Genomic DNA, 26,968 nt, shown 5'->3' on the forward strand with positions numbered 1-26,968 from the left:
CCTTTAGGAAAGTGGATGAGAGTATGACTTCAATTAAAGTGCACTGTTTAGTGAGTTGTTTTTGTGAAATTATAAAAAGGCGTAGCGACATTGATTTTCGTCCATTTTATTTTGGACTATGGGATGGAGATTTTGATATAATAGAAGGCGGAATTATTTCATATCACTCTGAAAACATTAACCATGATCATTATTTACTTTGGTTTGAAAAATTGTACGGTATTAAAGTAAACGAATGGTATGATCATGCAAAAGATAAAGATAGCAATGTAGAAATGTTTTTAGAATTAGTAGAAAACAAGCCGGAAAATCGTTATATCATTGTAATGGTTGATATGTCTTTATTGCCAGAGAGGGAAAATAAATTTCATCAAAAACCGTTTCCGCATTATTTAATGATATCAAAAACAGAGAAAGAAGAAGAGTGGTTCATGCTAGATCCTGATTTTCGTTGGGAAGGGAGTATGGAAAGAGAAAAAGTACTTCACTCTGTTCAAGATAACCCATTTGGTGGAGGGTATTTCATTGATATAGAAAGAATTGGGGAGCCAACGCAAGAAACAGTAGCTAGTTATTTCACAGAAACATTCAAAAAGAACGACAATGAACTGACTATGGAACTAAAAAATGTAATTGTAAAAATGGCAAATGAGGAAGAAGGGTATACGCTTTCTGGACTTGTAGCAGCAGTAAAACAAATACCAGTACTTGCAATTCGTAAATATAGTTATGAGCATGCCTTTGCATACTTCCGTGAAACGTTGCAATATTCGGAGCAAGAATTTGATTATTGGTGTGATCGGGTAGAGGATATTGTACAAGGATTTACAAATGTACAGTATCGTGCAATTAAAATGGCAATGACGAATAATAAAGGTATGCTAGTATCGATTATTGAAAAACTGGATGAAATGAATGCAATTGAACTGCAAATTAAGAAGGAATTAGAGAGACAGTTTCTATCATGGAAAGGTATGAAAACAAATCAGTCTGTCGTAACTCTTTAATAAGCTAACTGAATTTAAGATAGGGGAGTTTAATGCTATGAAATATTCGCTATGTACCATTTCATTTCGTCATCAATTAATTTCATTTACTGATATTGTTCAATTTGCATATGAAAACGGTTTTGAAGGAATTGAATTATGGGGGACGCATGCACAAAATTTGTACATGCAAGAACGTGAAACGACAGAACGAGAATTGAATTTTCTAAAGGATAAAAACTTAGAAATTACGATGATAAGTGATTACTTAGATATATCATTATCAGCAGATTTTGAAAAAACGATAGAGAAAAGTGAACAACTTGTAGTACTAGCTAATTGGTTTAATACGAATAAAATTCGCACGTTTGCTGGGCAAAAAGGGAGCGAGGACTTCTCGGAACAAGAGAGAAAAGAGTATGTGAAGCGAATACATAAGATTTGTGATGTGTTTGCTCAGCACAATATGTATGTGCTGTTAGAAACACATCCCAATACACTAACGGACACATTGCCTGCTACTATAGAACTATTAGAAGAAGTAAATCATCCGAATTTAAAAATAAATCTTGATTTTCTTCATATATGGGAGTCTGGCGCAGATCCAATAGACAGTTTCCATCAATTAAAGCCGTGGACATTACATTACCATTTTAAGAATATATCTTCAGCGAATTATTTGCATGTGTTTGAACCTAATAATGTATATGCTGCAGCAGGAAGTCGTATTGGTATGGTTCCGTTATTTGAAGGTATTGTAAATTATGATGAGATTATTCAGGAAGTGAGGGATACGAATCTTTTTGCTTCTTTAGAATGGTTTGGACATAACTCAAAGGAGATATTAAAAGAAGAAATGAAAGTATTAATAAATAGAAATTTAGAAGTAGTAACTTCATAATGTGAAATGATGTGAGAGTCTCGTTTAGAGGCTCTTTTTTTATCGTGAAATAATAACCAAAAATTTCCATGTATTTTAATTTGAATTTTACACAATTTATATATAAATAAGGAGGTGATTGGTAATGGCTAGAAATCGTAATTCTAATCAATTAGCATCACATGGAGCACAAGCGGCTTTAGATCAAATGAAGTATGAAATTGCACAAGAGTTCGGTGTACAACTGGGAGCTGATACTTCTTCACGTGCAAACGGTTCTGTAGGCGGTGAAATCACAAAACGCCTAGTAGCGATGGCAGAACAACAGCTTGGTGGCGGATATACTCGCTAAATGTAGAAGGTTATAGGAGAAAGGAAGGATTCTTCCTTTCTTTTTTTTTCAATTAATTGGTATGGATATATAGCGAACAGAATTCAAAGAATAGAAGTAATACTATATTTTACCCAATTTCTTTTGTTGTGAATGGGAAGTATTAAAGATGTAATAGCCCTGGTGGAATGAAAATTATGTTCCAGCAGGGCTATTATATGGTAAGAAATATATGATGAAAGGTTCCGAAATCAACATGTTAAAAAAAGAAAACTGTTGTTTAATTGCGCTTGCATCAGTTCCACTTGTCATGACATTAGGGAATTCAATGCTTATTCCAATCTTGCCGACAATTGAAAAGAAATTACATATTTCATCGTTTCAAGTATCCATGATTATTACAATTTACTCTATCGTAGCCATTTTACTTATACCGATTGCTGGTTATTTATCAGATAGATGGGGACGAAAGATGGTAATGGTTCCGAGTTTGCTGATTGCGGCTATAGGAGGAGCGATAACTGGCTGGGTATCTTGGAAAGTTGATAATCCCTACATTTGGATACTAATGGGTAGAGCGATTCAAGGTATTGGTGCTGCTGGTGCAATGCCGGTTGTTATACCGTGTGTTGGTGATTTATACAAAGATGAAAAACAAGTTAGTACAGGTTTGGGAATCATTGAGACATCCAATACATTTGGAAAAGTGCTGAGCCCTATTTTAGGATCTGCTCTTGCTGCCATTGTATGGTTCTTACCATTTTGGGCGATTCCAGTTTTATGTGTCGTATCAATTGTTTTATTGCTGGTATTAGTAAAGGCAAAAAAACAAGAAGGGGAAGTACCACCACTAAAAGAGTTTATTCAATCTATTATCTCTACGTTTCGAGAAAAGGGAAGATGGTTAATTGCCATTTTTGCATTAGGTGCAATTATTATGCTTATTTTATTCGGAATTCTCTTTTATTTGTCGACTATACTGGAATCAAAGTATGACATTCATGGTATATGGAAAGGGTGTGTGCTTGCTATCCCGTTACTTGTACTGTCACTTAGTTCATATATGGCCGGTAAAAAAATTGGAGATAATCAAAATGTTATGAAGAAGTGTATTTATATTGGTTTTTTAATGGCAGCTGCATCAGTCATCATTCCTTTATTTATAAAAGGGATTTATTTACTACTTCTTTGTCTTGTTATTATGGGGATAGGAATTGGTATGGCACTCCCATGTTTAGATGCCCTCATTACACAAGGAATTGAAAAGGAGCAAAGGGGAACGGTTACGTCATTTTATAGTTCAATGCGATTTATCGGTGTAGCAGCTGGACCACCTTTATATTCTTTTTTTATGAAAGGGGCGGACCATGAAGTGTTTTATTTGACAAGTATTTTTGCTGCCATTGGTGCTGTTATAGCAATCATTTGGATTAAACCAGCAAAAGATGAAAAGACGGTAAAACAGAAACCGGAACCTACTTCATAATTTATAAGAGAATTGCATGATGTTTTCAGTAACATGCAATTCTCTTACGTTCATTAAGAATAAATAACTTGTTTTAACATATAAAGCGCGACACCCCATATGATGAGACCAGAAAATTTATTTAATAATAAGATTGCCTTTTCGGTTGAGTCTAGTCTTTTTAGAAATTTCCCCGCTAAAGCTAAGCTTATAAACCAAATCCAAGAAACGATAATAGTTGCAAGTGTGAAAGCCCATTTTTCACTTCCTATGTATTGAATAGAATTTGTTCCAATTACACCGATTGTGTCTAAAATTGCATGTGGATTTAATAATGAGACTGATGCTGCGAAAAGGATTTGCTTTTTTAAGGGCATACTTTTTTCTTGTTTTACATCGTTGGAAGGGTTACTTCTCCAAATAACAAAGCCCATATATAGGAGAAAGAAAAATCCAATTATATATAACGAGTTAGTTAGCCAAGAAAAAGTAAGGAGTACAAGGGAGACACCTTGCACCGCAATCAATATGAGTAACGTATCACATATAGAGGCAGTTAATACTACAGGGGCTGCCCTCCAAATGTTTGGTTGGCTCGCACCTTGGTTAAAGACAAAAACATTTTGTACACCTAATGGAATGATAAGTCCAAATGCAAGAATGATACCATGAATAATTGCTTCACTCATCATATTACCTCCTATTTTAATTCATTATGATAGTGTATATTGTATAGAAGAAATGAAAATTTGTATCCATCCATATGGTTGGGGAGGTTACCAACCAAAAAGAATATAAGGTGATATGATGGAAAGATTCGTTTGGAAACCGAATATGTCTCTAGCGACGCCGCTGTATAAACAAATAGAAACGTATATAAAAGAAAGGATCGTTAATGGAGAATGGATCGTTGGAACAAAATTACCTTCACAAAGAGATTTGGCCCATACATTTGGTGTGAATCGAAGCACAATTGTAATGGCTTTCGATGAACTAGTTGCGAAGGGATATATTGAAGGGAATGGCAGGAAAGGAACAATTGTTGTAAATAATAATGAGAATGCTTCAACTTACGCACCCCCGCCTAATTGGCAGTCTTATGTAGAAACAGGAGTTCATTATCCGAATCTCCCAGCTATTCAAGAGATTAATCAAGCTGAATTTTATCCACATGTAATTCGGTTAGGAACAGGTGAGCTCGCGCCGAGTCTCTTACCTGAGACAAAGATGAAAGAAATTATGAATAAGCTTTTAAAGTCAAATGTGACGCTTGGGTATGAAGAGCCGAAAGGAAATCTTTATTTAAGGGAAAAGATTTCCGAATACTTAAAGGGGCATAGTGTATATGTATCTCCTGACTCTATATTAATTGTTTCGGGAGCAATTCAAGCGCTGCAACTTATTTCTATGGGGCTTCTTTCGAAAGGGGCATCAATCTTATTAGAGAAACCATCCTATTTATATTCACTTAATGTTTTTCAATCAGCAGGAATACGTTTAATTGGAATCCCAATGGATGAGAGTGGCTTACATCCATCATTTATTGAGAAATATAAGAAGCAATTTAATGCCTCTATTTTATATACAATTCCGTCTTTTCATAATCCGACGAATTTTAGTATGGATACTAAGAGGCGAAAAGAAATAATGGAAGTATGTAATGAAATTGGATTACCTATTATAGAGGACGCAGTGTATCAAGACTTATGGTTTGATGCACCTTGTTCAAAACCTTTAAAAGCCTATGATAAAAATGGAATCGTATTACATATTGGAAGCATGTCCAAAGTAATTAGTCCAGGTTTAAGAATTGGATGGATTGTTGGACCCGAGCCAGTAATTCAAAGATTGTCAGACATAAAAATGCAAACAGATTATGGTTCAAGCTCTATATCCCAGCAAATTGCAGCAGAGTGGTTTACAAATGGTCTATATGATGAGCATTTACGATTTGTAAGAAGTGAATTGAAAAAACGAAGAGATTTTATGTTACTAATGTTAGATAAATATCTTCGTGAAATAGCAACTTGGCATGAACCAACAGGTGGGTTTTATATATGGGTACATATAAAAGTACCCATTTCATATCGTAGTTTATTTGATAAAGCTCTGCGAGAAAAGGTTTTATTAAACCCAGGTACTTTGTATGATAGAAGTGCAAATCAATTTTTGCGCCTATCATATTCATATGCAACGTTAGAAGAAATTGAAATAGGTATAAAAAAACTTGCACAACTAATGAAAAAGTAAGAGGAGAAAGTCATGAAACAATATGTAATTTGCCAAATGATTGGTGGACATAAATACTTAGCTGCTTATGCGGAGACGAAGCAAGAGGCGATTGAAAAAGCAGAACTGTTAGGATTAAGAACGGGAAATCGTTACATAGTTATTACTGCAGAAGAAGCCGAAGGGTTAACGTATCCTTAAACAATGTACGAGATTATATAGGAAGTAAATAAGCCTAGTAATATAAGAAATTACTAGGCTTATTTACTATTAGGTTGTTAAACGTTCTCGTATTTATATGCAAAGTAATAATATTATGAGTCAAGTTGACGGAAAAATCGATTTGTCTTTCGGTCTTGATTCCCTTTTCTATATTCATCAATATATTGCCTAAAGTTCCAAGCTTGTAAAAATTTATTAGCAGAGTTATAACCAGAATTGTAAAGCCATTCTTTTTCTTCCTTTGTCAGTTCAAAATTAGTACTTGTAATCGTTCCTGTTGGAATTGTAATGGTTCTTGCTTTTGATTCCTTATCTAAATGACGTAAATCATGGGCTTGCATCATTGTTTTAAATAGTCCTTTGAACATGGAAATAGGCTCGTTATAGCGAGCAGGGTCAGCTTGAATTTCATCCTTTACAAAATGAAATCCGAAAGTCGGCCAGCGAGGAGCGGTAGGTGAATCGAAGATCCAAATTGGATAATTACTTAGAATTCCTCCATCAACCATATAACAAGGCTGCTTCCATTTTGGAGTTCTCCATTTTACGGGTTCAAAGAAGAAGGGGATTGTACTACTCATTCTTACCGCTTTAGCAATAGAGAAGCGATAATTTAAAAATCCGTAGTTTGGTAAGTCGTCAGGAAAGACAACCATTTTACCATTACTAATATCAGAGGCGATGATTTTGAGTTTGTTTAGATCTGGTAAATCAGTAAATAAATGAACACCTTTTTTTCGAAGTAATTCTTCAATCCATTCTTCTATAAATACATTAGAGTATATACCTAGAGTAGTCCATGCACTTAGTCCCTTACCGATAAAAGGAATTCTATCAATAAAAGTTCTTTTCATAAATTTATTATAATCAATATCAGTTATAATCGTTTTTAACTCTGAACAAGAATATCCTGCCGCTAGGAGCGCTGCAATAATCGAACCAGCCGATGTACCAGCTACACGTTCCCATTCATAACCTTTTTCGGCTAACGCGCAAATTGCCCCAATATGCGCAATACCGCGCACACCGCCTCCTTCAAAAACACCATCAATCTTCATTAAACATACTTCCTTTCGAATAAAAGATTTGGAAATGGCAAAAAAGCACGTATTGTACGTGCTTTTTTGCAATAGTTTTTAAGTTTACTAGCAGCCTACAAAGCCGCCCCAACAACTAGCTCCGATGATGATTAGAAGGATAAATAAAACGATTAATAAAGCGAAACCTCCGTAACCACAACCGCCGCCACCACCGTATCCGTAACCACAGCAACTATATCCGTAACCCATGTGGAATTCCTCCTTATATTTAAAAATGAACGAGGGGAAAATGTACTGGAAGAACTAAAGAATTATCGTGTTTGTAGGAACAATGTATAGTATGCTTATTTAAACTTGTTCGCGTACGAAGGATAAGCCCGTTTTTTGGAGGCTTGTTGATTTTGTAAAGAATGAAGTATAATCTTTGTACTAAGATACAAATAAGTATGTAAATGTAAGGAGAATTTATGAATAAAAAAATTGAAGTATTAATTGATAAATATGAACTAACACACTTGAAAGAGGAACTTATTAATACTATATTTCCTTGTATAAAAGTTGTGCCAAAGCAGCAGGAAACTGTTGCGATAGGTAGTTCGAAAATGGGGGGATTTCCAGATTTACCAGCTTTATTTGAATATCCAAAGCATAAAGGAAATCCACTACAATTTATCGCGCAATTTAACTTAAGTGATTTACAAAATGTTGGTATGGATCACAATCTTCCTAAAACGGGGATGCTGTATTTCTTTTGCATTGAAAATTATTTTGAAGAAAATGTGAACCTAACAGAAGCTGGGCATGTACTTTATTATGATATTCCTGTAGAGCAATTACGAAGAGAAAATCAAATACAAGCGAAATATAACCAGTGTGCAATTACTTTTGAACTGACATACAAATTACCAGAACTTTTCATTGAAGATGAGGCTGATTCAGATCATTTCTTGCAATTACTTGAAGAGCTAATTCCGGATAACTACGATAACCATCAAATGTTTGGTGAGCCATTCTCTGTACAAGAAGAAGTGTTATATGAGACAGGAGAATATATGGGAGTAGACCCGCAGCAAATGACTCTTTTATTCCAAATTGATTCAGATCATAAAAATTGTAATATGGTTTGGGGAGAACTAGGAATGCTATATTTCTGCATTAGTAATGAAGATTTGAAAAATCGACGTTTTGAAAATACATGCTGCGTATTACAAACTTGCTAATGAAAAAAGGTTGTTCTTTTTAAAAGAACAACCTTTTTATGTGAATTAGTTAATATGCATAATCTCATATGACCTATACGAAAAAGTATTGTATACTCTGAAACTATACGATACTTTTTCGTATAGTTATAGAATATAAGGAGTGACAAGATGGGAAAGACAAGTAAGTATGTGACAGCTGCCGCACTTTGTTCAACTATAGTAATGGGAGGCTTACAAGCGTCATCTGTATCTTATGCAGCTACAAATCCGACTACAGTGACAGCACAATCAGATGTAAAGTTATTAGATGATTTCAGAAAAGAATTAAAAAAACAGATTGATAATCGAGAAGAAAATATTACAATCACATATAAAACAAAAGATAGAAATGCTAGAAATATTATGGATCAATTGTATGGTGAGTTTAATAAAATTGTAGATGCTGATGAGTATGTAAAATATAATGTAGGGTCTACTAGATATTCTATTAAAGGAATGCCAGGGGACTATACGTTTACACTGCAAGTAAAATACCGTGAATCAAAAGAACAAACTCAATATGTAAAAGCTCAGGCGAAAGCAATTGTTGGATCAATTGTAAAACCAGGGATGGATGAGCATGAGAAAGTAAAAGCTATTCACGATTACGTTGTTAAGCATGTGTCTTATGATACGTCTTATCAAGCGTATACGGCATATGAAGCATTAGCGAATCGTTCTGCCGTTTGCCAAGGATATACACTATTAACGTATGAGTTGTTAAAAGAGGCAGGTATTCAAAATCATATTGTAACAGGCACAGGAAACGGACAAGCTCACGCGTGGAATTTAGTAAACATTGAAAACAAATGGTATCACCTAGATACTACATTTGATGATCCAGTACCAGATAAAGCAGGGCGTGTAACTTACTCATATTTTAATATGTCTGACGAACAGTTAAGTAAAGATCACGACTGGGATCGTAGTAAATATCCAGCAGCAACTACAAGTTATTTTGGTGAATTAACAAATAAAATAAAAGCTGGTAGCTCAAAAACTGTCGTATATGAGCAAATGTTAAAAGAAACAAATTTACAATACTTATCTGCGGAATACGGAGCAGATAATTATAATGAATTTAAGAAAAAGTTACAGCAACAGTTTGCAGCCAAACCAGAAAAAGTAGAAGTACGATATAAGCAGTCCATGGATGGAGCGATGCAAGATATAAAGAAAGTATTAAATGAAATAAATTGGCCAAAAGGTGCAAAGCGTGTGTCTTATCAAGTAGCACCATATAGTGCAATGGCCGGTTATTCATTAGCGACAATTACATTTACGTATTAAGTAATGAGAAAGAGCATCTGTAAAAGATGCTCTTTTTATATTTGTTGTTTAATTTAAAAAATTGTTAATTATGTGATAAAATAAAAAGGAGAAGATGTGAATGCTGAATGAACTTGTTCGAAAGTAATATATTTATATTGATATATACTTGTTTAGTAATCAGACTTATCGTTTTGTTTTTCATATCATTTACTTTGTTTATTAGAAGAGTATTACAAAGCAGCGCTGCAAAGAAACACTATGTAATTAATATGAACCAGAAGCTAGATCGAATTATTGAGTTGCTTGAAAAAGATAAGAAATAGCGATAGAAGTATGAAAAGGGGAAAGAGAATGGCCAACTATATAAAAGAATTACGTGAAAAAGTAGGGCATGATTATGTTTTCTTAAATTTTGCCGGTGGTTGTGTATTTAATAAAGAGGGAGAAGTATTATTGCAAAAAAGAGGAGACTTTAACGCTTGGGGATTTCCAGGTGGCGCAATGGAGATAGGAGAATCGGCTGCGGAAACTGCGATTCGAGAAATAAAAGAAGAAACCGGGTATGATGTAGAAATAAATGAGCTTATTGGAGTGTATACAAAATATTTTCAATCATATCCAAATGGAGATAAGGCACAGTCAATTGTGATGTGTTTTTCATGCTCAATAGTTGGAGGCGACAAAAAAGTAGATGGTGATGAAACGTTAGATTTGAAGTTTTTCCCGTTAGACGACATGCCACCGTTATTTTGTAAACAACATGAAGATTGCTTGCAAGATTTATTGGAGAAAAGAGTAGGGGTATATCGCTAACATAAAAAAAGAAGCTAAAAGATTAGCTTCTTTTTTATGTTCTATTTCCACCAATCATCAAACATTGACGCTGGTACTTGTCTTTTATGCTCACTTACTGTGTAACGTTTTTCAATTTTCTCTGCAACGTCAGCTGGAACTGCTTTACCTTCTAAATAATCATCTAATTGATCATAAGTAATACCTAACTCTGTTTCATCAGCTTGACCCGGTTTTTCATCTAATAAATCAGCTGTTGGCATTTTTAAGTACAGTCGCTCGTCTGCACCTAACTCTTGTAATAATGCACGTCCCTGGCGCTTCGTTAATCCCGTTAATGGTAATAAATCTGCACCACCATCTCCGAATTTTGTAAAGAACCCTGTTACAGCTTCTGCAGCGTGATCTGTTCCGATAACAAGTAGCCCTTTTTGTCCACCAATTGCATATTGTGTAACCATACGGATACGAGCTTTCACGTTACCTTTATTGAAATCAGTTAATGATTCACCTAATAAGTTCTCGTATTGATTTGAAAAAGCATCAACGGTTGAAGCGATATCAAATGCAGTTGATTGATCAGCTTGAATAAATTGTAACGCTAATTGTGCGTCATCTTCATCCTTTTGTACTTTATAAGGAAGACGTACAGCGATAAACGTTGCGTTACCACCTTCGTTACGAATTTCTTCAACTGCAAGTTGTGCTAAGCGTCCTGCTAATGTAGAGTCTTGGCCGCCGCTAATCCCAAGTACAAATCCTTTTGCACCTGTTTTTTTTACATAATCTTTTAAGAAATCAACTCGTTTACGAATTTCAACTTTTGGATCAATTACAGGCTGAACATGTAATGCTTTCATAATCTGTTCTTGTAATGTCATTATATTTTCCTCCTATTCATATTAAAGCGGTAAAAAAAATTATGTATTATATTGGTACATACTTCTATCCTTTATTATTTCGCAAAACTAACGAATATACAATAGGATGTGTGTATGAATATGAATGTAGTCATTATAAATAAAGTACTACGCATAATCAATTTTTTTAAACCTTTCAAAAATGTAAGGTTTTTGTCATTTGAATCGATGGAAGGTATTTCCGTACTTTACTAATATAAAAACATAGTTAGTAGAAAGAAGGGCGGAGAAGTAATATGAACATTAGAGAACTCGCATATCGGAATGTAACGCGAAATAGACGGACATACTCAGCCTATTTTTTAAGTAGTGCATTTGCAATTATGGCCTTTTTTGTGTATTCATTTTTTGCGTTTCATCCGGCATTAAGTGCAGGAGAATTGGGGCAGTACGTATTCGTAAGTATGTCTTTTGCACAGTCTATTATTTACTTATTTACATTCTTCTTTATTTTATATTCGATGGGGAATGTTTTTAAAAACGAGAAAGCGTGAGCTAGGAATTTTAATGATGCTAGGTATGACGAAATATCAATTAAAGCGTCTTATCTTTTTTGAAAATATTATGATTGGAATAGGGGCAATTATTTTTGGTATTCTTTCAGGTATGTTATTTTCAGGGGTATTAATATTTGCCGCCCCGATGATATTAAAACTAGATATCTCCTTATCCTATTACATACCGATGAAAGCAATTGTTGTAACGAGTATTATGTTTTTCATATTATTTATGATCATATCATTGTTTAGTGCAGGAATGATTCGTAAAAATAAAATTATGAAGTTGTTTAGAGGATCAGCAGAGGCAAAACCGGAACCGAAAGCATCAATCATTTCTTCAATATTAGCAGTAGTGTTGCTTAGTGCTGGCTATATAGGAGCTCTTCTATCGCATGGCGCAATGGTATTTATTATGATGATTCCTGTTACAACGGTAGTTACTATTGGGACGTATTTGTTGTACAAGCAGCTGAGTGTCTTTATTATTCGATTATGTAAAAAAAGTAAACGTTTCTATTGGACACAGACTAATATTATTACGTTATCAGATTTAGCGTATCGCATGAGAGATAACGCAAGAATGTTCTTTATTGTAACCATTATTTCTACTGTAGCATTTTCAGCAATAGGGACATTAGTTGGCTTCGCATCCATGACGAAAGAGATAATGGAGAGACCAATTGCGTTTCATTACCATTCTAAGCAAGGGAATAGTAACGAATCACAACATATACAAATGATTGACAAAGGATTAAAGAAACATAATATAGCAGCTTCAAAAACTAATATTTCGACAAAGAAAACGGAGGAACAGTCGTTAAGAAGCGCCACTTTTATAAAAGAATCAGACTATAAGGAATATGCAAAGTTAACAGGAGAACCATTTAATACTGTAGCAAATAAAGAGGTTGTATTTTTGTCAGCTAATATACCAGGGCCGGCGATGAAAGAAAGAAAAGAAATTACTTTACCCAATATGAATGAACATTTAAAGGTGAAAAAAGTTACTTCATCTTCATTGGGGAAAATATTAAGAGGAAATGTTTATGTAATCTCTAATAATCAATATGATTCATTACAAGATGGATTTATAGAGACAAAAGATTATATGTATAAAACTGAAAGAATGAAAGATGAGATTGAAATTGGTAAAGAGCTTACGCATCAAATTAAACCGCATCAAGAACATTCAACGTTTAGTGCGGAAGAGTACGAACAAAACCAAAGTTTACAAATTGCAGGACCGATTTTATTTGTAGGTTTCTTTATTGGTATAGTATTTTTCGTTTGCACAGGAAGTTTCCTTTACTTCCGTTTATTCTCCGATTTGGAGGATGATGTTCGCTTGTTCGAAATGATTCGAAAAGTTGGATTGACGAGTGGGGAATTATCGAAGGTAGTTACAATTCGATTGGCGCTTTTATTCTTCGTTCCAATTGGTGTTGCAACATTACATGGGGCAGTAGCCTTAACGGCGTTAGGGCAAATGTTTGAGTACTCATTGTTTAAAGAAAATACAGTTGTATTAAGTATTTTCATAGGTATTCAAGTTGTATACTTCTTACTTATAAGATCCCGTTATGTAAAACAATTGAAAGAGAGATTACGTATGCATTAAATGTGTTTTTTTAACTCGAGTACAAAATTTTCTAAAAAGAGGCAAGTATTGTCAAAAAGTGATAAAATGGAAAAAGCGAGGTGGAAAAATTAATAGAGAGTAAGGGGGGAGAACTATGAAAGCAACAGGAGTTATTCGAAAAGTAGACGAATTAGGACGAATTGTTATCCCTAAAGAATTACGCGATGTATTGGGAATACAAATCAAATCACCGCTTGAAATTTTTGTAGAAGCAGATAAAATCATTTTGCAAAAATATCAACCTTACAATGCTTGCCAAATCACAGGTGATGTTTCAGAACAGAACATATCATTAGCAAATGGAAATATTACTGTTGGGATAGAGGGAGCGGAATATTTAGTAAAAGAAATAGAAAAGTTTTTAAACAAGAGTGAGGTTTAGTCTTAATTTATATTATTTTTCAAATTACATATCATTTTTTTAAAAGACTGTAAGAGGACCATTAATTGGTCCTCTTATTTTGGTTATTAGTTGAACGACACGGGCTGTTACTTCCTACAAATCATAGGGGAAATAAAAAAGTAGTATAGAGTTAGTTAATGATGTTGAGAAATATTTGAAAAGAAGGAAAACAAAAAGAATAAAACGAATGTTACATTTACAAGTATTCAAAAGTGGTCTGAAATGAAAATAATACATTTTCAGGAGGGATTACGATGAGTAGTACAGTGAATAAGCAAAAAGGTATACAATTGATTCCGTTTACCGTAAATAAGGTGGTAGAGCAAGTAAATGAAATTCCACCAGGTGTACAACTGATTCACGCTCCACAAGTATGGGAAAAGAGTGTGAAGGGGCAAGATGTAGTCGTTGCCGTATTAGATACAGGGTGTGATACCAATCATATAGATTTAAAGGATCGTATTATCGGCGGAAGAAATTTCACAAAAGATTATGAAGCTGATCCAAATGTGTATCTTGATAATAACGGACATGGTACTCATGTAGCGGGCACGATTGCCGCGACTGAAAATGGTGTCGGTGTATTGGGAGTTGCACCACTTGCTAAAATGTTAGTATTAAAAGTTTTAGCGGGAGATGGTTCTGGAAGTTATGAGCAAATTATTGAGGCAATTCATTATGCTGTAAATTGGAGAGGGCCGAATCAAGAGAAAGTGAGAATTATTTCAATGTCACTTGGTGGTCCGCAAGATGTTCCAGAATTACATGAAGCAATTCAAAATGCGGTAAATCAGGATGTTCTCGTTGTATGTGCTGCTGGAAATAATGGAGATTGCGATGATGAAACAGAGGAATTAGATTTCCCAGGTGCTTATTCTGAGGTAATTGAAGTTGGTGCTGTTAATTTAGAGCGGAAGATTACATGTTTTAGTAATTCAAATCAAGAAATTGATCTAGTAGCGCCAGGTGATGAAATATTATCTACGTATCCAGATGGGAAATATGCTGTGTTAAGTGGAACTTCCATGGCGACGCCGCATGTTGCTGGAGCGCTCGCCTTGCTCATTAAACAGTGTGAGAAAGAATATGGTCGAAAGTTATCGGAGCCGGAAATATATGCACAACTCATTAAAAGAACTGTACCTTTAGGGTACGAACGTACATCTGAAGGAAATGGATTAATAGATTTATTAAAAGAATAGCCATATTAAAAAACATCTCATATTCATATGAGATGTTTTTTAATATGGCTCTGTCGCATGTAATACAACTTGTAACAAACCTGGGAATCTAGCATTTAAATCTTCTTCACGAATTGAAATGAAACGTTGTGTTCCTTCAAGGCGCGTGTACATAACACCTGACTCACGTAAAACTTTGAAATGGTGAGATAAAGTTGATTTCGCAATAGGAATGTTTAAAGCGCCACAAGATTGTTCGTTTTTCTCTAGTAACATATTTACAATTTGTAAACGAATTTGATCGCTAAGTGCATATAAGACAGAAGAAAATTGAATTTCTTCTCGATTTGGATGATAGAGTGTACGCATATTTCACCTGCTTGTATAAGTTGAGATATTTGCACTATAACATATAAAGTGGTATATTTCTATTTTTCGAATATATTCGAACAATAGAAATATAGGGGGAGAAAAAATGAAGTATACAAAATTGCAAAAGGCAGGATTAAATATTTCAAAGTTGGGTTTAGGTACAAATGCAGTAGGGGGACATAATTTATATGCTGATGTGAATGAAGAAGAAGGAAAGCAATTAGTAGAAGAAGCTATTCAGCAAGGGATTACATTTTTTGATACAGCAGATTCATATGGTGTCGGTAGATCTGAGGAAATGGTAGGAGAAGTATTAAAGGGAAAACGCCATAAGCTTATACTTGCTACAAAAGGTGGAATTCAACCGTTATTAAATGGAGAAACTTATATTAACAATGAACCAAGTTATTTAAGAAATGCTGTGGAGAATAGCTTAAGAAGGTTACAGACTGATTATATTGATTTATATTATTTGCATTTTACAAATTCTGAAACAAGTTACATAGATTCAATCGGAGAGCTTACTCGTTTAAAAGAAGAAGGGAAAATTCGTTCAATTGGAATATCGAACGTAAACATAGAACAATTAAAAGAAGCGAACCAACATGGTCATATAGATGTTGTACAATCTCCGTACAATATGTTAGAACGTACGGCTGAGGAAGAACTGTTGCCGCATTGTATAGAAGCGGGTATTTCATTTATTCCATATGGGCCTCTTGCTTTTGGAATATTAGGCGGAAAATATACAGAAGATTTTAAATTGAACAAAGTCGATTGGCGCCAAAATGTAAATCTATTTGAAGAAAATACATATAAGAGTAATTTTAAGAAAGTGGAAAAGTTAAAAGGGCTAGCTAAAGAAAATGATATTGAAGTGTCTCATTTAGCGTTAGCATGGTTATTAAATAAAGAAGGAATTGATACAGTTATACCTGGTGGAAAGCGGGCAGAGCAAATAAGAGAAAGTGTGAAAGCGGTAGACGTTTCATTGAATAAAAGAGTCATGAAAGAAATCCAATCTATTTTAGAAGATTAGTGAAACAGAGGGATAGTACCCTCTGTTTATATAAGTGGAAATAAAAAATCTATCTTAAAGCGTTATAAACAATTACTTACAGATTCAAAGGTTTCACTTTCCTATTTGGCCTACTTTATTTTTCAAACCGGAAATTTTGCTGCATTTTCATTCTTTGGTGTATGGCTTTTCGTTCAATTTGGGTTACAGGTTCATGAAGTAGGTACGGCTATGCTTGTACTAGGATTAGGAAATTTAGCTGGTAATATTTTGGGCCCTAGACTCGTAAATAAAATTGGTTACAATTTTTCTTTCTATGGTGGAATTGTATTTACAGCAGTGTTATATGTAATACTCCCTTATTTAAAGAGTATTATATTTGTTGAATTATTTTTCTTTGTTTTATTTTTTGTGACAGGAATTTTGTTTGTATTAATGATGGGACACTTACAAAACATGTCTACTATAGCAAGAGGAACAGGTGCTGCTCTTGCAAATGCCTCGATGTACATTGGCCAAATGATTGGTGCGGCAATAGCAGGAATGTTATTTGCAACATCTCATAATTTTATATTAGTAGGTAGCTTTACTGCGTTATTATATGTTTTAGCTTTATTTCTGTTTAGAAAAAGTGAAAACATTAATAAAGATAATGAAAAAGGAATTGCATCATAAAGTTTTAGTAAATCAAAAAGCACTTTTTGGGTTAAGTCTAAAAGGTACTTTTCTTTTTGATTGCATAGTTGCTGCATTTTCATTATGTATACCTGCATCTTTAATAATTCGTTGTTCAGCTATATTATTGAAAAAGAATTGTAATAAAATTATGGGAAAATAAAAAATCCCTATGGTGATAGGGATTTATATATCGGCATATAGCTCCTCGGAAAAGGATATACCTAGTTTAACATATAGAAGTACTTATATTTATGAAATAGATGTGAAAGTAATGTGAAAAATATTGTAACAAAAAGCACTGTTTTAGCTAATGTAACTAAAACAGTGCTTTTCTTTTTGATTGAACAGTTGCTGCATTTTCATCATGTATACCTGCATCTTTAATAATTCGTTGTTTTGCTTTATTTAATAGATGGTTCACTGCTTCACCAAAATAGTTAGCTTCGCTTTTTGTGCGGGCTTCTCGTAAACATTTATAGTTTTCTAGCAGTTCCTCTTTTTCGGAGTTTGTTAAGAAATCTTCTATTTTCTTTTTTGTCATACGAAACACCCTTTCTCCTGACAAACGACGCAATAGAAAATATTTATTTCTCATTATAACAATAATTTTAAAAGAAAGTATACACTAACGTCGCAATAATTTGTCAATTTCTTGAATCTTCTCATCAGCTTTCCCAATTTGCGTATTTTTAGCCTGTTCGCCACCAAGAGCTTGATGTAGTAAGAAAGTTTGACCGGAAATAGCAGTTACAATGGATACTTTTATAATTTCTTTTATTGCGGTGACATCGAATAAAACGAGTCCGAGAAGTGCGGCTAGGCTACCGGTAAAAATATCAGTTAAAAATCCAAAATGAAAAAATGTTTTCAAACGGCGTGGAAGCAATAACTTACCTTGGTTATTGATTAGATGGGAAACGAAGCCAGTAATGCCACCAACGAGAACAGCGGTTAGCCATTGATACATTTCCATCGAATCCACTCCTTTTAGTGAATAAGATTCGATTATTTTATATTGATTCCTTTTAATATTTCATATAAGCATATTGAGAAAGTTTGTTTGGGTATATTTTGTATTCAATTTAATTATAACAGAAAATTCCGATAGATTTCAGTCTATTATATGAATCATTTTTACAATAATATGAATGCAGAAAGGGGTGCGTGATATGAATATAGATTATCGAATAAGAAGTGTAGATGGTTATACAAAAAAAATAGGGGAATTAGTAAGCATGCTTGAGCATACGAGAGCTGTAACATTAGGCGAAGTAAGAAATTTATCAGTTGAGCAATTAGATTTAATTATGCAGAGTAGCGGGAATTCAATTGGTGCCTTATTAAAACATATAGCAGCTATTGAAAAAGTTCATCAGCTTATTTCATTTCAAGATCGTGACTTTACAAAAGAAGAATTAGAAATATGGGAAGATGCACTGTATTTAGGGGAAGCGGGTAGAGCAATCCGTGGTCATGAAATACAGTATTATGTACAACTTCTACAAAGTGTTCGAGAAGAATCTCTGAAGTATTTAAGTGAACAAGGTGATGAGTGGCTCATGTCAGAAAGAAAGTGGCCTAACGGTGTAGTATATAACCAGCACTATCTTTGGTTTCATGTGCTAGAAGATGAAATTAGTCACTGAGGACAAATTAGAATGCTCAAAAACAAGTTATTTGAAAATTACGTTAAATGATGTAGCTTTTTATAGGAGAATTCCATATAATGAGAGTAATTAAAATAAGAACGGGGTGATGTGTTATGGCGAAAATAACTTATATGAATAATAAACCAAATACAAAGGTGGATGGAAAGGGCGAAACGATATAAGTGAGCGCACTATCCTTCCACTTAGCTAAAACTAGGGAGGATATCAATTTGAATCAAAATATTTTAGAATCGTATGGCTGGGATTCTTTTTTTGAGGAACAAGCTGTAGAGAAATTTGAAGTAGGTCGTATTTTACTTGAGCATAAGCATATATATCGCATTATTTGTAACGATGGTGAATATATGGCAGAACTGTCTGGGAAGTTTCGGCATGAAGCAGTAACGAAGGGAGATTATCCAGCTGTTGGTGATTGGGTGTATATAAAGAAAATAGAGAATGAAAAGAAAGCTATCATTCATAGTATTTTTCCGAGAAGAAGCTCTTTCTCTAGACAAGAGGCTGGTACTCGAACGGAAGAACAAGTAATAGCAGCGAATGTAGATTATCTATTTTTAGTGAATGCACTTAACCATGATTTTAATGTAAGAAGAATGGAACGTTATTTACTTTTAGCGTATGAAAGCGGTGCAATGCCTGTAATTGTTTTAACAAAGAGTAGTTTATGTGAGGACATGGAACAGAAAATTGTTGAAACGGAAGCTGTGGCAATTGGTGTTCCAATCTTCGTCGTTGATAGTTTAGAGCATACTGGTATTGAATCGTTGCAGCAATTTGTTTCTTCAGGGAAAACAATTGCTTTAGTCGGATCATCCGGTGTTGGGAAATCCACTTTGTTAAATGCACTTATAGGAATTAAAGTAGCAAAAACGGGAGATATTCGTGAGGAAGATAGTAAAGGAAGACATACGACAACTCATCGTGAATTGTTCCGATTACCGAGTGGTAGTTTAGTTATTGATACTCCCGGCATGAGGGAATTGCAACTTTGGGAAGGAAGCGAAGCGATTCAAACAACATTCTCTGATATTGAAAAACTCGCGACAACATGCCGTTTTCGTGATTGTAAGCATGAGAATGAACCAGGATGCGCGGTGCATAGTGCAATTGATAACGGACTTATTACGATAGATCGTTTGAAAAGCTATAAAAAATTACAAAGAGAACTGGCGTATTTTATGAGAAGACAAGATGCAATCCTTGCCAGAGCAGAGCGTGATAAGTGGAAAAAGCTTTCTAAACAACATAAAAAAATGTAAAAACCAAAGGGTGCCCTTTGGTTTTTTCTATTTGTAAATTTTATAATAATATTATTTATATATATAGACAAAGAGAAATTAATTGTTTAAACTTTACAAAGTATTCATCATAATAGGTTATGAAAATAATAATTAGGGATTGGGAAATATTAATAATTAACTCAATTTAACTTTTAAATTTGAAAATTAGGAGGTTCATAATGGGTAAACTATTAAATTTGTTTCGTGATATGAAAGTAGCAAAAAAGCTATTAATTTCATTCTTTGTAATTTTAATTGCGGCTGTGTCTATTATCGGAGGCATGTCTTATCAAACAGCCAAAAAGAATTTTGAATCACAAATTAAGAGTAGTGCCAACGACAATATAAAAATACTGGATAATTTAATCAATCAAATGATTGATGCAAAATTTAATGATGTGAATAATTTTGCACGGGTGATTCAGGGGAATATGTATCAAGGAGATAATCAGGATGAATTAAGAAAAATATTATCTCAATATATAAATTTAAATAAAGATGTTGAACAAGTATATGTTGCCGGAAATGATAAAAAATTTGTGCAAGAACCAAATATACAAATGGCAGCAGATTATGATCCAACAGCACGACCTTGGTATAAAGATGCAGTGGCAAAACAAGGTGGTATTGTTGTTACTGAGCCGTATAAGGCAAAAGGAAATGGACATATTGTCGTAACAATCGCAAAACAAACAGAAGATAAAAATGGGGTTGTTGCGCTAGATTTAAGTTTAGATAATTTATTAAAAACATCAAAGTTAATTAATATTGGTAAAAAAGGATATGCCTTCATTTTAGATGGAAAGCAAAAAATAATTGCTCATCCACAAGAAAAATCAGGAGAAAAAGCGGCTGATTCTTGGGCAAAGAAAATTTATGAAGATAATCACGGTGCTTTTTCATATTCTTATGGTGGTAGTGAAAAGAATATGGTATTTGCTACAAATGTAAAAACAGGTTGGAAAATTGGTGGGACTATGTACTCAAGTGAAGTAATTGAAGCTGCTCAACCTGTATTTTATAATATGTTAATTGTTATGCTTATCTCATTAGTAATAGGTGGAGCACTTATTTATTTTGTAACACTTTCAATTACGAAGCCTTTAAAGAGATTAGTTGTTACCTCTAAAGAAATAAGTGAAGGGGATTTAACGCAAACAATTGAAATTCATTCTAATGATGAAATCGGCCAACTTGCTAAAGGCTTTAATGAGATGACGAATTCGTTACGGACGTTAATCGGAAGAATTAACGATTCAGCTGGGCATGTTGCAGCGGCATCAGAAGAGCTAACTGCAAGTGTAAGGCAAGCAAGTGAAGCGACTGAGCAAATTACAATCGCAATGGATGAAATATCAAGTGGGGCAACGACGCAAACAACAAGCGTAGAAAATGGTGCTATGTTGCTATTTGATGTAACGGAAGGAATTCAGCATGTAGCAAATAGTTCATCATCTATTAATACGGCTTCCGCACATACTCGTGAAAAAGCAGAAGATGGTGGGAAACTAGTAGGAAGAACAGTAAACCAGATGCAGTCTATTGCAGAATCTGTGTCACAATCAGATGCAGTTATACAATTACTAAATAATAAATCAAAACAAATTGGTGATATTTTAGAAGTAATTCAAAATATTGCAGATCAAACAAACCTTCTAGCTCTAAATGCGGCGATTGAAGCTGCAAGAGCCGGTGAGCATGGAAGAGGTTTTGCGATTGTTGCAGATGAAGTACGTAAATTGGCAGAGCAGTCTAGCGTATCTTCTAGTGAAATTAGTAAATTAATATGTGAAATACAAGATGATATGGGTAAGACAGTCAAATCTATGAATCATGTAAATGAGGAAGTTCAATCTGGACTTGTTATCGCAAATGAAACGAAGCAAAACTTTGCTGAAATTTTACAATCTACAAATGAAATAGCTAATCAAATTAAGACGATGGTTGAAACGGCTAATGGAATGTCAAAAGGGGCAAATGAAGTATCTATTTCGGTAGGACAAATTGCAATGACAGCACAAAATAATGCAACAAGCACACAAAATGTTGCGGCTTCAGCTGAAGAACAGCTAGCTTCGATGGAGGAAATTGGATCCGCAGCGGGCACGTTATCTCAAATGGCTGAAGAGTTACAAGGACTAATTGACAGATTTAAAGTTTAACAGAGAACAGGCTGTCCCTAAAATAGAAGTATGTATTGGGAGAGTCTGTTTTATTATGTAAATTTAAATGTGGGATGTAGAGTCCTCTTATGACGTTTAAAATGGTATTTTGCATAATATTTGTCGAAAAATAGAGGTATTTGTTAGCTTTGTGTATAATTGTTAACCTATAGAATACAAATAAAAGGAGAGTATTATGGGAGTGTACTGGGGGACAAAAAGACATTCTTGGCTTAGTTACGTTTCATTTTGGCTAAGTATTTCATTTTTTATTGTTTTTCTAATTGAAGTGTTTATATTAAAAACACTTTCGAATAGCTCGGTGCAAATTGTTAAATATTTTTATTTTATACTTGTGCCAGTAAATATTTTTCTTAGTTTAAAGTTACTATTTAAGAAGAATGAAAAGAAAGCGTTACCTATTTTTAGTTTCATTGTCTCATTATTATTCGCAATTTTAATAATCGTATTAGTTTTAGCAGCTATAGGGAAGTTCTTTTAAGGGGAGTGGTATAAGTCACTCTCCTTTTTTATTTGTGTTAGTCTTACTATATGTAAAAGTGTGAATGCTGTAAGCTAATAAAAGCGGACAGTAGAGAATATTTGCATTGATTAAGGTCTGATGTTATTTGAACTTGTAAGAGAGTATGGAGTAATGAGGTAATATACATAATAATGGAGATAGAATTAGTTGTTTTATAAGTATGTATGAAGCAAATGAATACGGTAAGAACGGTGATATATGGTACAATAGCTATGGATAGTGATAGAGATAAAGGGTATATAAAATACTCATCGTTTTTAGTAAGAGAGGGGTTATCTTATGCTATACGAGGATTTGGAGACATTATTTCAAACAGCTCCGAAAGAAGATAGAGGCGGATGGAAATATATAATCCAAGAACAAAATGATACATATAAAATTGTTGATGAAATTCTGAAAAATCAAATGAGTGTCGAATTGTATTTTAATGAATACGATGAGGTGAAAATCACTTTATATAAAGATGGAATTCCCATTACGACTATGCAAAGAATTGCGATTTCAAAAGTTGAATTAGACGAAGATGAAGAGGGTATTCAATTTGTTTTAGAGCGCATGCCTAGTCGAATGATTCGGTTGCAATTAAAGCCATATTTAGCATTAGAAATGGGGCCGTACTGGGAAGTATGTGATGATTGTGAATGAACATAAAAAAGCATCCAATAACATGGATGCTTTTTTATGTTTTTTGAAGTTGTTTAAATGCAATGATTGGAAGTATAACAATACTTACCCATCCGATGATAGGATATAGAATGTGAAGTAAGTCACTGTAACCGATGTAACTAAAGCAATAACTAATTAGTAAAATAAAGAAAATAATATTGTTATTTTTCCACCCAGTAATAGATTGCATCTGTTTTGTCATTCCGAACACATTACCAACTAAAGTTGTGAAAACTTCACCGAAAATAATGAGAACGAAGAAGAAGTGAAAAGTTGCATTAAATCTTCTTATGACTTCAGCCATTGGGATGTTATATTGATAAAATTGATCGACTGATAAGATTGCTAAATGGCTGCATAATAAAATTAAAGAAAGTCCAGCACCCCCTAAAATCCCACCCCAAAAAATGGCTTTTCGATCCTTAACTTCACTGGCTAATGGGACGAGAACACTTTGGGCGAGAGAAAGATTTAAGGCGACATATGTAATAGGGCTAGTAATCCATTTCATATTCCAACTCTCTGCAGGAATAGTGTTATTAATGGAAGGTGTACCGTGAAAAAAGGTTGTAATAGCAAGTCCGATAATAAAAATCATCATAATAGGTACGACAAGTGTATTTACTTCAAAAACACCTTGTAATCCGCGGCTACTTATAATGAGACAAGCGATAACTGTAATGAGAATACCGAGTTGTCTTGGTAAGCGAAGTTGCTCTTCAAATACTGCACCAGCCCCTGATAACATAACGCTCGTTACGCCGAATAAAACGAGTAATAATAATGTGTTTACAACATTCCCAAATACATCCCCAAATAAATATTTGTTAAATTCTTGCGCTGAAAATGCCCCAATTTGCGATGAAAGTAACATCATCTTTGTGCCGAGCCAAATAAAAAAAAATCCACTTACACATATGCCAATTGTCCCATATAATCCATTCACTGTGAAAAATTCAACAATTTCTCGTCCAGTAGCAAATCCAGCTCCAACGACAGTTCCGATATAAGTAGCAGCTACTTTCTTTGCTACTTGCCATTGTTGATTGTCCATGTTATCCCTCTTTCTACTATGATGAGCTTGATGTACTATTATGCATATGTATGAGCTTGGACAATTAGACGTATGAAGTGTTTGAAAAAATACATGAATTAAATGATATTAGGGAAGTATTAAAGGTGTTAAAACTTTGTTACATATAAGCCGATTGTTCGAAAGGAAAGGGAATGTATGGTAAAATGTAATTAGGTTATTAAAAGATAAACATTACAAAATGATAAGAGGAGTGGGTTGTATGAGTACGAAAACAAATGTTGTTGAAGTATTAAACAAGCAGGTAGCAAACTGGAATGTGTTATATGTGAAACTACATAATTATCACTGGTATGTGACAGGGCCACACTTCTTTACATTACATGAGAAATTTGAAGAGTTTTATAATGAAGCTGGAACGTATATTGATGAGTTAGCAGAACGTATTTTAGCTTTAGAAGGTAAACCATTAGCGACAATGAAAGAATATCTCGCAACATCTAGTGTCAGCGAAGGGACAAGCAAAGAATCTGCAGAAGAAATGGTGCAAACATTAGTGAATGATTATTCTGCACTTATTCAAGAATTAAAAGAAGGTATGGAAGTTGCGGGCGAAGCTGGCGATGAAACATCAGCTGACATGTTGTTAGCAATTCATACAACATTAGAACAACATGTATGGATGCTAAGTGCATTCTTAAAATAACGATAAATATATAGAAACCCATTGAAAAATTATTTCAATGGGTTTTTTTATGATTTTTCAGTTTTCTTTTATGCTATAATATAGTAAAAAGGAGGCGATGCGATGTTTCGCTTTTTCAGAACTGGAAAAGAAGAGCGGGAAATTACGAAAGATGAATTAGAACAAGCGATGGCTCAGTTTTTAGAAACGAATGCTAATATTGTTTATACAGTATTAGTAAATGACGATTATACAGTGAATTATGATTTGTTAAAACCGTATTTACCTGCATTTCCAACAAATGATTTTCTCATAACGAAGGAAACGCTTGAGGTATTTGAACATACAGCAGAAAATTTAAACCTAGTGAAAGAAATTGATGTCGTACAAAAAGCAGTAGATCAATACGTAACAGAAAAAGAAATGTTCCCAATTGTTGAAGGTAGCGAAGATCGCCTCATATGCGGAATGAAACTAGGACCTTACTTAAATCGTAGCTTAAAAAGAGACTTATATATTTCAGAAAAACATTATTTAGTTTCAAGTAAACCAGATAGAAAAAAACAAAAGAGCGGGTAGATGTAATGAAAACAACAATACATATATTGTTGTCTTTTTTTGTTTGTTAAAATATTGATTTTTCAGTCTATTTTCATTTATACTAAATGTATTGGACAGGGAAGAGTAACTATTAAGCATCATTCTGAGAATAAGATATTGTTAGCGTAGGTTATACAAAGTGGTATAAAGATTCGCAAAAAAATATTATAAAAGGTTTCGGGGGAATTGGTACATGAAAAATAGTATGACTTACATTCAATTATTAAATGAAACGTTACGTTGTTATGCAAATAAAGGAAGTTTTGAAGCGTACAATTATATAATGGAAAATGCTACAGGTGTAATAGGGAATGAGGCGCAAATATATAATTTTAAGTATGCGCTCGCAAGTGCATCGGGACTTGAAAAAGAAGCATTACATTTAATGAGAGAGGCCATTATAGAAAAGGGATTCTGGTATGGAAATGAGTATTTAATTTCGGACGATGATTTAAAATCACTACATAAATTTGAAGAATTTCATACAATGGTTCAATTATGTAAAGAAAGAGAAGGATTAGCACATAAAACGGAAAGACCAGACGTGAAATATATATACAGCAAGAAAGAGGGAAATCTACTACTTACATTACATGGTGACCAAGAAAATATTCAAATAGTAGAGCCATATTGGAAATCAGTTTTGACACAAGATTACACGTTAGCTTTACCACAGTCTTCACAAATTCAGTTTTCAGATGGATTTGTTTGGGATGATCTAGAGAGAGGGAAAGGGGAATTAAAAGAGCATTACAATAAGTTTATAGAAAATCATACAGTAGAAAATGTAATAATTGGTGGTTTTTCTGCAGGGGCAAGAGTAGCTTTATATACGATTTTACAAAAAGATATAGATGTAGATGGTTTTGTTTTTATGGCACCCTGGCTTCCCAAGATTGAAGAATGGGATGAGTTGTTGAGTGTGCTGCAGGATAAACATATAAAAGGATATATAGTATGCGGGGATCAAGATGAAGATTGTTTCGAATCCGTGCAGCAATTTGTGCAACTATTAAGAGATAAGAATATAGAACATAAGTATAAAGTTGTGCCTGACTTAGATCATAATTATCCTATTAACTTTGATGAGCTATTAAAAGAAGCTATTGAATATATAGGAAATGAAAACAATAAGTAGTAAGAAAAAGAGATGCATCAT

The 26,968-nt window shown here is 33.9% G+C and carries 29 protein-coding genes and 2 pseudogenes; 23 read left to right on the top strand and 8 right to left on the bottom strand.

The features are described from left to right. Positions 1-23 precede the first annotated feature (23 nt). The 4 genes from ASE54_RS03130 to ASE54_RS03145 all read left to right on the top strand — a co-directional run bounded on the left by ASE54_RS03130 (position 24) and on the right by ASE54_RS03145 (position 3,683). The gene (locus tag ASE54_RS03130; protein ID WP_000200698.1) at positions 24-1,007 is read left to right on the top strand and encodes a DUF6005 family protein; all 984 of its coding nucleotides are present in this window, start codon (positions 24-26) and stop codon (positions 1,005-1,007) included. Between the two features lie 37 nt (positions 1,008-1,044). Then, on the top strand, positions 1,045-1,887 hold the full coding sequence (locus tag ASE54_RS03135; RefSeq protein WP_000877677.1) for a sugar phosphate isomerase/epimerase family protein: 843 nt from the start codon (positions 1,045-1,047) through the stop codon (positions 1,885-1,887). A gap of 124 nt (positions 1,888-2,011) precedes the next feature. Next, the gene (locus tag ASE54_RS03140; RefSeq protein ID WP_000113545.1) at positions 2,012-2,218 is read left to right on the top strand and encodes an alpha/beta-type small acid-soluble spore protein; all 207 of its coding nucleotides are present in this window, start codon (positions 2,012-2,014) and stop codon (positions 2,216-2,218) included. Positions 2,219-2,453: 235 nt separating this feature from the next. Next, positions 2,454-3,683 carry an MFS transporter gene (locus ASE54_RS03145; protein ID WP_002083274.1) on the top strand — a complete coding sequence of 410 codons (1,230 nt, stop codon included), beginning with the start codon at positions 2,454-2,456 and terminating at the stop codon, positions 3,681-3,683. A 53-nt stretch (positions 3,684-3,736) separates the two neighbouring features. Here ASE54_RS03145 and ASE54_RS03150 read toward each other — a convergent pair whose 3' ends face one another. Further along, positions 3,737-4,351: a LysE/ArgO family amino acid transporter gene (locus ASE54_RS03150; protein WP_001287301.1), complete on the bottom strand. Its 615-nt coding sequence runs from the start codon at positions 4,349-4,351 to the stop codon at positions 3,737-3,739. Positions 4,352-4,469: 118 nt separating this feature from the next. Between ASE54_RS03150 and ASE54_RS03155 the strand changes: the two genes are divergently transcribed. Then, positions 4,470-5,912 (top strand): PLP-dependent aminotransferase family protein, encoded by a 1,443-nt coding sequence (locus tag ASE54_RS03155; protein WP_000439402.1) that lies wholly within the window; start codon positions 4,470-4,472, stop codon positions 5,910-5,912. Between the two features lie 12 nt (positions 5,913-5,924). Beyond that, entirely contained in the window at positions 5,925-6,092 is a 168-nt protein-coding gene (locus ASE54_RS33535) for a DUF3933 family protein (RefSeq protein ID WP_000816388.1), read from the top strand. 113 nt (positions 6,093-6,205) lie between these two features. On the opposite strand, the gene ASE54_RS03160 is transcribed toward ASE54_RS33535, so the two are convergent. Together ASE54_RS03160 and ASE54_RS03165 are read right to left on the bottom strand one after the other, a co-directional pair. After that, entirely contained in the window at positions 6,206-7,171 is a 966-nt protein-coding gene (locus tag ASE54_RS03160; protein ID WP_000686784.1) for a patatin-like phospholipase family protein, read from the bottom strand. 87 nt (positions 7,172-7,258) lie between these two features. Next, on the bottom strand, positions 7,259-7,402 hold the full coding sequence (locus ASE54_RS03165) for a YjcZ family sporulation protein (RefSeq protein WP_000540420.1): 144 nt from the start codon (positions 7,400-7,402) through the stop codon (positions 7,259-7,261). Between the two features lie 218 nt (positions 7,403-7,620). On the opposite strand from ASE54_RS03165, the gene ASE54_RS03170 reads away from it, so the two are divergent. From ASE54_RS03170 to ASE54_RS03180, 4 genes are all read left to right on the top strand, one after another. Beyond that, positions 7,621-8,373 (top strand): YwqG family protein, encoded by a 753-nt coding sequence (locus ASE54_RS03170; protein WP_001034829.1) that lies wholly within the window; start codon positions 7,621-7,623, stop codon positions 8,371-8,373. Between the two features lie 150 nt (positions 8,374-8,523). Beyond that, positions 8,524-9,684: a transglutaminase domain-containing protein gene (locus ASE54_RS03175; RefSeq protein ID WP_000520868.1), complete on the top strand. Its 1,161-nt coding sequence runs from the start codon at positions 8,524-8,526 to the stop codon at positions 9,682-9,684. Positions 9,685-9,791: 107 nt separating this feature from the next. Continuing rightward, the gene (locus ASE54_RS33540; RefSeq protein WP_014895224.1) at positions 9,792-9,989 is read left to right on the top strand and encodes a DUF4083 domain-containing protein; all 198 of its coding nucleotides are present in this window, start codon (positions 9,792-9,794) and stop codon (positions 9,987-9,989) included. 28 nt (positions 9,990-10,017) lie between these two features. Then, positions 10,018-10,479 carry an NUDIX hydrolase gene (locus tag ASE54_RS03180; protein ID WP_000024996.1) on the top strand — a complete coding sequence of 154 codons (462 nt, stop codon included), beginning with the start codon at positions 10,018-10,020 and terminating at the stop codon, positions 10,477-10,479. 41 nt (positions 10,480-10,520) lie between these two features. On the opposite strand, the gene nadE is transcribed toward ASE54_RS03180, so the two are convergent. Continuing rightward, a complete protein-coding gene (gene nadE, locus ASE54_RS03185; RefSeq protein ID WP_000174897.1) occupies positions 10,521-11,339 on the bottom strand; it encodes an ammonia-dependent NAD(+) synthetase in 819 nt (272 codons plus the stop codon). Between the two features lie 275 nt (positions 11,340-11,614). On the opposite strand from nadE, the pseudogene ASE54_RS03195 reads away from it, so the two are divergent. From ASE54_RS03195 to ASE54_RS03205, 3 genes and pseudogenes are all read left to right on the top strand, one after another. Next, positions 11,615-13,496 (top strand): annotated as a pseudogene (locus ASE54_RS03195) (ABC transporter permease). Between the two features lie 115 nt (positions 13,497-13,611). After that, positions 13,612-13,899 (top strand): AbrB/MazE/SpoVT family DNA-binding domain-containing protein, encoded by a 288-nt coding sequence (locus tag ASE54_RS03200; RefSeq protein ID WP_000648324.1) that lies wholly within the window; start codon positions 13,612-13,614, stop codon positions 13,897-13,899. Between the two features lie 275 nt (positions 13,900-14,174). Then, the gene (locus ASE54_RS03205; protein ID WP_000099758.1) at positions 14,175-15,122 is read left to right on the top strand and encodes a serine protease; all 948 of its coding nucleotides are present in this window, start codon (positions 14,175-14,177) and stop codon (positions 15,120-15,122) included. Between the two features lie 39 nt (positions 15,123-15,161). Here ASE54_RS03205 and ASE54_RS03210 read toward each other — a convergent pair whose 3' ends face one another. Beyond that, the gene (locus ASE54_RS03210) at positions 15,162-15,470 is read right to left on the bottom strand and encodes a helix-turn-helix transcriptional regulator (RefSeq protein ID WP_001259903.1); all 309 of its coding nucleotides are present in this window, start codon (positions 15,468-15,470) and stop codon (positions 15,162-15,164) included. A 106-nt stretch (positions 15,471-15,576) separates the two neighbouring features. Between ASE54_RS03210 and ASE54_RS03215 the strand changes: the two genes are divergently transcribed. Further along, the gene (locus tag ASE54_RS03215) at positions 15,577-16,512 is read left to right on the top strand and encodes an aldo/keto reductase (RefSeq protein ID WP_000877948.1); all 936 of its coding nucleotides are present in this window, start codon (positions 15,577-15,579) and stop codon (positions 16,510-16,512) included. A gap of 24 nt (positions 16,513-16,536) precedes the next feature. Further along, a pseudogene (locus ASE54_RS03220) lies at positions 16,537-17,166 on the top strand (MFS transporter); the annotation flags it as partial. Positions 17,167-17,485: 319 nt separating this feature from the next. Here ASE54_RS03220 and ASE54_RS03225 read toward each other — a convergent pair. After that, positions 17,486-17,710, bottom strand: coding sequence for a hypothetical protein (locus ASE54_RS03225; protein WP_000162602.1), 225 nt, complete (start codon positions 17,708-17,710; stop codon positions 17,486-17,488). 84 nt (positions 17,711-17,794) lie between these two features. Then, positions 17,795-18,142 (bottom strand): DUF4257 domain-containing protein, encoded by a 348-nt coding sequence (locus tag ASE54_RS03230; protein WP_000426317.1) that lies wholly within the window; start codon positions 18,140-18,142, stop codon positions 17,795-17,797. A gap of 196 nt (positions 18,143-18,338) precedes the next feature. Between ASE54_RS03230 and ASE54_RS03235 the strand changes: the two genes are divergently transcribed. The 5 genes from ASE54_RS03235 to ASE54_RS03255 all read left to right on the top strand — a co-directional run bounded on the left by ASE54_RS03235 (position 18,339) and on the right by ASE54_RS03255 (position 23,470). Continuing rightward, on the top strand, positions 18,339-18,815 hold the full coding sequence (locus ASE54_RS03235) for a DUF664 domain-containing protein (RefSeq protein ID WP_001018103.1): 477 nt from the start codon (positions 18,339-18,341) through the stop codon (positions 18,813-18,815). A 233-nt stretch (positions 18,816-19,048) separates the two neighbouring features. Continuing rightward, complete coding sequence (gene rsgA / locus ASE54_RS03240) at positions 19,049-20,098, top strand: ribosome small subunit-dependent GTPase A (protein ID WP_001073087.1); 1,050 nt, start codon at positions 19,049-19,051, stop codon at positions 20,096-20,098. Positions 20,099-20,298: 200 nt separating this feature from the next. Further along, entirely contained in the window at positions 20,299-22,281 is a 1,983-nt protein-coding gene (locus ASE54_RS03245) for a methyl-accepting chemotaxis protein (protein WP_000517283.1), read from the top strand. 196 nt (positions 22,282-22,477) lie between these two features. Further along, the gene (locus tag ASE54_RS03250) at positions 22,478-22,783 is read left to right on the top strand and encodes a hypothetical protein (protein WP_000539571.1); all 306 of its coding nucleotides are present in this window, start codon (positions 22,478-22,480) and stop codon (positions 22,781-22,783) included. Between the two features lie 321 nt (positions 22,784-23,104). Then, positions 23,105-23,470, top strand: a complete 366-nt coding sequence (locus tag ASE54_RS03255) for a DUF3979 family protein (protein ID WP_000965064.1) — start codon at positions 23,105-23,107, stop codon at positions 23,468-23,470. A 34-nt stretch (positions 23,471-23,504) separates the two neighbouring features. Here the strand turns inward: ASE54_RS03255 and ASE54_RS03260 are convergent, their stop codons facing one another. Beyond that, a complete protein-coding gene (locus tag ASE54_RS03260) occupies positions 23,505-24,545 on the bottom strand; it encodes a GerAB/ArcD/ProY family transporter (RefSeq protein WP_000370209.1) in 1,041 nt (346 codons plus the stop codon). A 241-nt stretch (positions 24,546-24,786) separates the two neighbouring features. On the opposite strand from ASE54_RS03260, the gene ASE54_RS03265 reads away from it, so the two are divergent. The 3 genes from ASE54_RS03265 (at position 24,787) to ASE54_RS03275 (ending at position 26,947) form a co-directional block, all read left to right on the top strand. After that, a complete protein-coding gene (locus ASE54_RS03265) occupies positions 24,787-25,230 on the top strand; it encodes a Dps family protein (RefSeq protein WP_000105199.1) in 444 nt (147 codons plus the stop codon). A gap of 102 nt (positions 25,231-25,332) precedes the next feature. Next, positions 25,333-25,788: a DUF3939 domain-containing protein gene (locus ASE54_RS03270; protein ID WP_000488205.1), complete on the top strand. Its 456-nt coding sequence runs from the start codon at positions 25,333-25,335 to the stop codon at positions 25,786-25,788. 214 nt (positions 25,789-26,002) lie between these two features. Next, a complete protein-coding gene (locus tag ASE54_RS03275) occupies positions 26,003-26,947 on the top strand; it encodes a hypothetical protein (protein WP_000798311.1) in 945 nt (314 codons plus the stop codon). Positions 26,948-26,968: the final 21 nt, after the last annotated feature.

The sequence above is a fragment of the Bacillus sp. Root131 genome, assembly GCF_001429475.1.
Classification (GTDB): Bacteria; Bacillota; Bacilli; order Bacillales; family Bacillaceae_G; genus Bacillus_A; species Bacillus_A thuringiensis_S.